This is a genomic window from Eilatimonas milleporae, from assembly GCF_003688555.1.
Lineage (GTDB): Bacteria > Pseudomonadota > Alphaproteobacteria > Sphingomonadales > Kordiimonadaceae > Eilatimonas > Eilatimonas milleporae.
Window position 1 is genome coordinate 940,656 of sequence record NZ_REFR01000009.1, and the last position, 7,884, is coordinate 948,539.

Consider the following 7,884-nt stretch of genomic DNA (forward strand, 5'->3'; position numbering starts at 1 on the left):
CACATGGATACCGCCGCTGTTTTCGCCGGATTGAGCGTGGTGGACCTGCTGTCTCTCGGCGCCGGGGTGACGACCCTGCTGATTCTTGTGGCGGTGTATCAGGCCGCCCTCGTCCGCGACCCGATGAAAGGCCGGATGAAGGCACTGATGGAACGCCGCGATATGCTGAAGGCCGGCCTGATGCAGCCGAAACGGCGCACCAGTCCGATTCGCAGGGCAAATGGCCTGGACATCATGCACAGGCTGGCGAACCGCATGAAGCTGCTGCAGGATGAACACTCGGAAAAAGCGGCGCGCAAACTGGCGCAGGCGGGTCTGCGGTCACGGGATGCCCTGGTGGTGTACCAGATCGCAAGGCTGAGCCTGCCGCTTGCCATGGGCCTGACTGCCATTATCCTTTTTTACGGGGTTGGAATCCTGCCCGGTGCAGACGGACTGCACCCTTTTTTCGCCATCTCTCTTGTGCTCGCGGGGTTGAAACTGCCCGACCTTTATGTACGCAACACCAGGACGAAACGCATGAGCGCAATCGGCAAAACGCTGCCTGACGCCCTGGACCTTATGGTTGTCTGCGCGGAAGCCGGGCTGACCCTTGATGCCGCATTGAACCGGGTCGCCGGCGAACTGGGCAAAGCCGCCCCGGAACTGGCGGATGAATGCTGTCTGACCGCCATTGAACTCGGCTTTCTGCCGGAACGCCGGCAGGCGCTGGAAAATCTGAGCGCACGTGTCGATCTGCCCATGGTGCGCAGTGTGGTGGCAACCCTGATGCAAAGTGAACGTTACGGCACGCCGCTTGCCGCCTCTTTACGGGTTCTGGCGGCGGAATTCCGCAATGAGCGCCTGATGAGGGCCGAGGAAAAGGCGGCCCGCTTGCCGGCAACCCTCACGGTTCCGCTTATCCTGTTTATACTACCGGCACTTTTCGTGGTTCTGATGGGACCCGCCGCCTGCAAGATGACCGAGGATTTCATCAACCGTGGATAGGGCAACCCGTGTGAAGAGGGTGGAATACGCCCAATTTCATACAGTTTCACTCACCTAAACGAGAGAATCATTGACCCTCGCGTCAAGAAATGGTTTGCTTAAGAGGTGAGAGGACATGGCATCCGTCATGTTCGCTCCTATTGCAGAGGTGGCTTGCCATCGCTGCAATATCCTCGCTGTCGTGACTCGGGCCGGGTGTTTACCCGGCCATTTTTTTGCCACGCTCCCGCCGATATCCGGCGAAACAATAAAAACAGTATATTAGAAGACCGCCGCGAGTCAGGGTGACGCGGTGCACAGTCCGTTGAGAGCATTGATCAGTATCATCAGAATTGTGACCAGAATCGGGCAGGCGGTTTAAACATCCATGACGGCCCCTGAGAAGACTTCGGGAATCGCGGCCTCTCTTGCCAAGGACAAACATGGACTTATAATCGACTTTATAAATCTTCTAACCTATATTTGGATCGTCTAAATCGATGAGTTTTCCTCCCACCCTGAAACAGCTTCGGTATTTGACCGCCCTGCACAAGACCAATCATTTCGGAAAAGCGGCCGAAGCCTGCCATGTGACCCAATCCACACTGAGCGCCGGCCTGCAGGAACTGGAAAACCTTCTGGGGGCCCAGCTGGTGGAACGGACGAAACGCAGCGTCATGTTCACCGCCCTTGGTCATGCCGTGGTTGAGCGCGCCCAGACGATCCTGAATGATGTGGACGACCTGACCGCCATGGCCGAAGCGGCCAAAGACCCGCTGAAGGGCATTATCCGGCTTGGTATCATTCCCACCATCGCGCCCTTTCTTCTGCCGAAGATCATGCCGGCGATCCGGCAGCACTTGCCGGACCTGGAACTGCATCTGCGGGAGGAAAAATCATCCGTTCTGTGCGACCTGCTGAAGGCGGGGGAATTGGACCTGGTGTTATACGCCCTGCCCTTTTCCTGCGGCGACGTGGCGGAAATGCCCCTTTTCGAGGACGGATTTCTCGCGGCCTACCCCCACGGCGAGGACCATGCGGAGACAATCACGACCCGGGATCTTCAAAAATCCCGTCTGATGCTGCTGGAGGAAGGGCACTGCCTGCGCGATCATGCCCTCAGCGCCTGCCAACTGGTGGGCGCGAATGTCAAGGAAGCCATGGCGGGCACAAGCCTGCACACCATGGTCCAGATGGTCGCGGCCGGACACGGCATCACCCTGCTGCCGGAAATGGCGGTCACCGCGGGCCTGACGCAGAATGTCGCCGTCGATGTCGTGCCCTTTTCCGATATTCGCCCGACACGGACCATCGGCCTTGTCTGGCGGCACACGAACCCGCGCGCGGAAACCTTCAAGGCGCTCGGAGAAACCATAAGGGAAGCCGCCGCCCTGAAGGCGGCGGCCTGATCTCTACCGGTCGGCGCTAATTCCCGGTATGGCCGGGCTGCAGCGCCGCCCGGCCATATCCCTGATGGTCACAAGGTCCTGCCCTAGTGTCGTCATCGGGGTCCTGCCTTGGGGGTCAATGAATACCGTGCATGCGGCGGCGCAACCACGGCGTCAGAACAAGAAGGCCGACGCCGATCACCACCGACAACCAGCCGACATTGCTGAACAGGGCGACCGTGCCGGGTATATCCAGCTTGTCACTGTCCGCCACGCCGTGTCCGCCGCCGCCCGTCAGGGACGCCAACACACCGGACAGATAATTGCCAAGGGCGATGTACAGGAAAAAAGTCCCCATCATCATGCCGACAATGCGCTGGGTGGACAGCTTGGTGATCATCGACAGACCGACGGGCGAAATCAGCAGTTCCGCCATCGTCAGCATGAAATAGATCATCACCATCCACAGCATGCTTTTGTTTGTCCCTTCATCCACCGTCAGGCCGAAGGAAAAGAACAGATATCCCAGACCGATCACCAGAAGCGACAGCGCGAATTTGGCCGGTGTCGACGGTTCCAAGTTCCGGCGGGACATCGACTGCCAGGCCCAGCTGAGCACGGGCGCCAGAACAATGATGAAGAAAGGGTTGAGCGACTGCACCTGGCTGGCCTGCATCGGGATCCCGAACAGGCTTTTTTCAAACTGCTGGTCGGCCAGCAGCGTCAGCGAGGAGCCCTGCTGTTCGAACAGCATCCAGAAAACCACCATGAAAATCATCAGAATGACGGCGACAATCACCCGGTCCCGTTCCTGCGGGGTACATTTGGTAAAGCCGTATGTCAGGATAACGACCAGGATCAGCGCGGCGGACCCGTAAAAGACATAACCGATCAGCGTCTGATACTGCATCAGCCCCCAGGAGAACAGGACCAGCACCAGCCCGAAGGCATAGATGCCCCATTCACGGGTGATCAGACCGCCCAGGATCTTTTCCTTCAGGACGGCCGGATCGGGCGGATCGGCGCGGCCTTCCAGAAGCGGCTGTCCCCACAGGAAAATCAGCAGGCCCAGCAGCATGCCGATGCCCGCCATGCCGAAACCGTAGCCCCAGCCATAAACCTCGCCCACATAGCCGACACCGACAATCGACAGCAGCGAGCCCACATTGATGCCCATATAGAAAATGGTGAAACCACCGTCCCGGCGCGGATCCTTTTCACCGTAAAGCGAACCCACAATGGTCGAGATATTGGCTTTCAGGAAACCGACGCCGGTGATGATGAGGGCAAGAGACAGGAAAAATATGGACAGATGCAGGTCGGACCGGACAACCGCATTGCCATCGACAATGGCGGGCGGGCCTTCAAATGCCAGCGATATATGCCCCGCCACCAGCAGAAGCCCACCATAGACCACCGCCTTTCGGCTGCCCAGATATCTGTCGGCCAAGGCGCCGCCGATGACCGGCAGGACATAGACAAGTCCGAGATAGGCACCATAAATCAGGTTGGCCCCTTCGGCGGAAAACAGAAAATGCTTGGTCAGATACAGAACCAGAAGCGCCCGCATGCCATAAAAGGAAAACCGTTCCCACATTTCGGTCAGGAACAGGACCCCCAAACCGATGGGATGGCCCAGAAACTCCCTTTCCTGGCTGCCGGCATGGGCTTCCGGGCGTGTTCCACCCGCAATCGTGTCGCTCATCAAGCTCCCCCCAGATACGAAAATACGAAATACACAGGATGCAAGTTCTATCCGGCCCTGTTCAATCCGCCTCGGGCCAATCCGTCCCGGGCGGATACAAATCAGGGCTGCATCTTCTCAGGTAAAAACCGCATGGGCCTAGAAACCACAGTCTGCCGGGAATCAGAAGGAAAAACTGGCCCAAACGGCGATACGGTCCGCATCATTTCGCCTTCAGGATGTCGGGCCGTCCCGACCATTGACCCGGCCACCGAAACGGGCGGGTCCGATATGCCGGTCGAGAAAACGGACAGCGGCCTCATAATAGGTCCGGCGATAGGACGGCTTGCGCAAAACATGCTCGGCCCCCTGAAGGGCGATGAACTCATGCGGTTTTTTCAGCTTCGCAAGGGTGTCGGCCAACTGCCGGCTGTGGGCAAAGGGAACATTGGCGTCCTGTGTGGCATGCAACAGCAAAACCGGCCGCTCGATATCCTTGGCGCGGTGAAGGGGGGACCGCCATGCCATTTTCCAAGGGTTCAGCCGTCCGCGGATCCGCGGCACGCTCAAGGCATGAAAACGCTGCGTTTCCAGGTAGGCAATGAGCCCGCTGATCGAAGTCACCCCGTTAAGGCTGACGGCACATTCGAAAAACCGTTCCTGCCGGATCACCGCCATCAGCGCGGCATACCCGCCATAAGACCCCCCCATGGCGCACAGCAGGCCGCTCTTGACATGCCCCTCGGCAATCATCCACCGCGCCGCCACCGCGATGTCTTTCTGCATGCGCCCGCCCCATTCACCGTATCCGGCGCGCCGCCAGGCATCTCCGAATCCGCTTGAGCCCCTGAAATTGGGTTGCAGCACGGCATATCCGTTGGCCGTCAGCCACGTCACAAGCGGCTGATAGCCAAGGCGGACCCGGCTGACCGGACCACCATGGATAAGAATGACGCCACGCCCGGTCGGCCCTTCCCTTGGCAGGCTGAGAAGACCGTGCATCAGGTCGCCGCGCCGGGCGGACCGCCGGGATTTCAAAGGTATCCACACAGACCGGGTGCCGGCTTTGGCATATACAGCCGGCTGGCTCAGCCGCAAAAGCCGGTCCCCATCACGGTCAAAGATATAATAGGCCGGCCAGGTATCCGGCGCCGGAACACGGACCAGCCAGCGCATGCCATCGCGGCTGGCCGTCACAAGCCGAACGCGGTCAACGCCAAGGGCTTTGGCGATACGCTCGTTCAGGGCCGCGATGTCCTCCTGCCACAGAATGTCACGCGGACCGTCCTCGTCAAGGGTGGCGCCGACCACCAGGTCACTGACGGGGTCGGAAATGGCGGCGGCAATATCATACCGTTCATGGGAGGCCAGTTGCAGCAACGGTTCGCCGGTGCGTGCGGAGACCCGCCACAGCGTGCGCGTGTCGCCGGCATGTCCGGACAGCATGGTCACCGTCGCACCGCCCGCCTCCACCGTCAGGGGCACGAAGGCGGGATCGTCGAACACATCGCCTTTACGCAGAAGCCGCCAGCCGCTGACGGCGCCGTCCGGCTCGGAGGACCGACCGTAGAGCCGGTGTTCCCGCCCGACATACGCCTCGCCCAGCGCCACCTCGCCCTCCGGGCTGGCCCACCAGCGCACCACCGGCTGCCACGCCCCGGTCACTTTCCGCGCCGCGCCGGTTACGACATTCAGGCGGTACACCGCCGGATAGGACGGTTTTTCGGCATCGGACCATTGCAGAAGAGCATGCCGCGGATCATCCGGCAGGGGCGTCAGAAGAGAGGGCAACAGCGCCTCTCCCTCCGGGTCTTCAAGATCGATCAGGTCGGACAGACTGGCGGTATGTGCATCATAGACCCTCAGTCCATACTCCTTGCCCGCCAGAAGCAGACGCCCCCCGCCGACCCATGCCATCCAGCGGACATCCTCCCGGTCCAAACCGAGATCAGTCCTGGCCACAGCGGCTTCAGGCCCGCCATGCGGGTGGATTTCATCCTGTACCAGGCTGTCCACACGGGCCACCACCAGCCGCTGGTCCTCGCCGTGCGCGACAAAGGCTGAAACATAATGGCCGTCCATGGACAGGGCGACACCGGCAAGCGGTGGATGCGCCACCAGACGGTCGAGCAGATCCCCCTTGCCATCCGCGTCACCGGCAAAAGCCCCCCACCCCGCCGCAAGGGCGCAGAGAAAAGCCATGGCTCTGTCAAACACGGATCGCATCATACTGGATTCATATAGATCAGATGGACTATTCGTCCTTCCCGTCGCCCGTGATACGCCGGGTATCCATATAAATCTGATGGCAAGTCCCCCGTGCCAAAAGCGTTCCATCGCGCATCAGACGCGCATCCACGACGCACTGGCGCGCACCGTTGCGCACCAGTTCCGCCTCCGCCGTCAACATGTGCCCCGGGCGGACGCCTGCCAGAAAGTCCACATTCATATGTCCCGTTGTGAAACGGCGGCGACCGGCACAGAGAAAGGCGGTCACGCCGCAGGCATCATCCAGCATGGCCGCGACAAACCCGCCCTGGACGTAGCCATAAGGGTTGCACATCGACGGTGTGGGGTTGAACTCAAGGCGGCACCGGCCGGCCGCCTCATCGACATCCACAACGCGCCCGCCCAGTGTTTCCAGGGACGGAATGATCGTATCCTTAGGCGTTTCGGAAAATTCGTCCATCTACCCTTCCTATTTTTTAGACTGGTGGTTCCACTAATTGTGAGGCAAAATGTCTTCCGGGAAAAGGAGGATCGGGACCCATGTCTGTACAAAGCGTAGGCGCCGGCCACGGCCAGGCCGGCAGCACAATGTGGGCGAAAATCAAGCCGTCGGACATTCTCGACCAGCAGGAGTCCCACGACCTGCGCCAGCGCAGCGACGCCAAGGGCGCCTGGCTGGTGGCGCACTGCTGGGGGGTGATTGCCGCCGCGATTCTCCTTTATGGGGTTTTCCCCAATGTTTTTACCTTCCTTTTCGGTCTTGCTGTCGTGGGCGGCCGTCAGTTGGGTCTGGCGATCCTGATGCATGAAGGCAGTCACGGCATGCTGTTCAGGACCAAGGTCCTGAACGAGCGCATCACCCAGTGGCTGACAGGCTGGCCTATTTTCATCAATCTCTATGAATACCGCAAACGGCATATGGCGCACCATCGCTATACCCGTACGGACAGGGACCCGGAAAACTATCTGTACACGCCCTTTCCGGTGAGCAGACCCAGCCTGATGCGCAAATTCCTGCGGGATCTCACCGGTATTGTGTTTCTGCGTCTGCAAGTCGGTCTGCTGCGCATGACATGGGGCGAGCCGGCAGGACGCCTGCGGCGGTTCAGGGAAAATTACGGCGGACCACTGCTGGTCAACGCGCTCATGGCCGGTGGTTTTGCCGCCCTTGGCCGCATGGACCTTTACCTTCTGATGTGGCTGCTGCCGTTCGCCACCACCTTTCAACTGTTTCTGCGCATCCGCAACATCGCGGAACATTCGACCATGCCGGATCTGACGCATCCGCTGAAAAACAGCCGCACCACACTGGCCAACTGGCTGGAACGGGCGACCGTGGCACCTTACTGGGTCAATTATCATATCGAGCACCATATGGTGCCTTTCGTCCCCTGCTACCGGCTCAAGGATGTTCACCGCATCATGCTGGCAAAGGGCTTCGGCGCGGACATGGAAATCCGCCGCGGCTATCTTGAAGTGTTGCGCCTGAACAGCCGTCCTCAGACGCAGGCCGCCTGAACGGCTAGGTTGTGGGCTCATAATTTCTGAGCCAAAGGCGTGTTGAAGCGATTGCGATTGCGGCGAGGAAATTTCTTGCGAGCTTGTCGAAGCGGGTTG

The 7,884-nt window shown here is 60.0% G+C and carries 6 protein-coding genes; 3 read left to right on the forward strand and 3 right to left on the reverse strand.

The window, feature by feature from the left end:
* Window positions 1–3 precede the first annotated feature (3 nt).
* Window positions 4–987, forward strand: coding sequence for a type II secretion system F family protein (locus BXY39_RS04865; protein ID WP_121937666.1), 984 nt, complete (start codon window positions 4–6; stop codon window positions 985–987).
* A gap of 479 nt (window positions 988–1,466) precedes the next feature.
* Window positions 1,467–2,375, forward strand: coding sequence for a hydrogen peroxide-inducible genes activator (locus BXY39_RS04870; RefSeq protein ID WP_121937667.1), 909 nt, complete (start codon window positions 1,467–1,469; stop codon window positions 2,373–2,375).
* 115 nt (window positions 2,376–2,490) lie between these two features.
* Here the strand turns inward: BXY39_RS04870 and BXY39_RS04875 are convergent, their stop codons facing one another.
* The 3 genes from BXY39_RS04875 to BXY39_RS04885 form a co-directional block, all read right to left on the reverse strand.
* Entirely contained in the window at window positions 2,491–4,059 is a 1,569-nt protein-coding gene (locus BXY39_RS04875; protein ID WP_121937668.1) for a peptide MFS transporter, read from the reverse strand.
* A gap of 213 nt (window positions 4,060–4,272) precedes the next feature.
* The gene (locus BXY39_RS04880; protein ID WP_170163629.1) at window positions 4,273–6,267 is read right to left on the reverse strand and encodes an alpha/beta hydrolase family protein; all 1,995 of its coding nucleotides are present in this window, start codon (window positions 6,265–6,267) and stop codon (window positions 4,273–4,275) included.
* 25 nt (window positions 6,268–6,292) lie between these two features.
* Complete coding sequence (locus BXY39_RS04885) at window positions 6,293–6,727, reverse strand: PaaI family thioesterase (RefSeq protein WP_121937670.1); 435 nt, start codon at window positions 6,725–6,727, stop codon at window positions 6,293–6,295.
* Window positions 6,728–6,807: 80 nt separating this feature from the next.
* Here BXY39_RS04885 and BXY39_RS04890 point away from each other — a divergent pair, with 80 nt between their 5' ends.
* Complete coding sequence (locus BXY39_RS04890) at window positions 6,808–7,785, forward strand: fatty acid desaturase family protein (protein ID WP_121937671.1); 978 nt, start codon at window positions 6,808–6,810, stop codon at window positions 7,783–7,785.
* Window positions 7,786–7,884: the final 99 nt, after the last annotated feature.

What these genes read in the sequence shown, in the direction of transcription:
- BXY39_RS04880 (WP_170163629.1), bottom strand. Translation starts at nt 6,267, where the DNA reads ATGATGCGATCCGTGTTTGACAGAGCCATGGCTTTTCTCTGCGCCCTT.
- BXY39_RS04890 (WP_121937671.1), top strand. Translation starts at nt 6,808, where the DNA reads ATGTCTGTACAAAGCGTAGGCGCCGGCCACGGCCAGGCCGGCAGCACA.
- BXY39_RS04885 (WP_121937670.1), bottom strand. Translation starts at nt 6,727, where the DNA reads ATGGACGAATTTTCCGAAACGCCTAAGGATACGATCATTCCGTCCCTG.
- BXY39_RS04870 (WP_121937667.1), top strand. Translation starts at nt 1,467, where the DNA reads ATGAGTTTTCCTCCCACCCTGAAACAGCTTCGGTATTTGACCGCCCTG.
- BXY39_RS04865 (WP_121937666.1), top strand. Translation starts at nt 4, where the DNA reads ATGGATACCGCCGCTGTTTTCGCCGGATTGAGCGTGGTGGACCTGCTG.
- BXY39_RS04875 (WP_121937668.1), bottom strand. Translation starts at nt 4,059, where the DNA reads ATGAGCGACACGATTGCGGGTGGAACACGCCCGGAAGCCCATGCCGGC.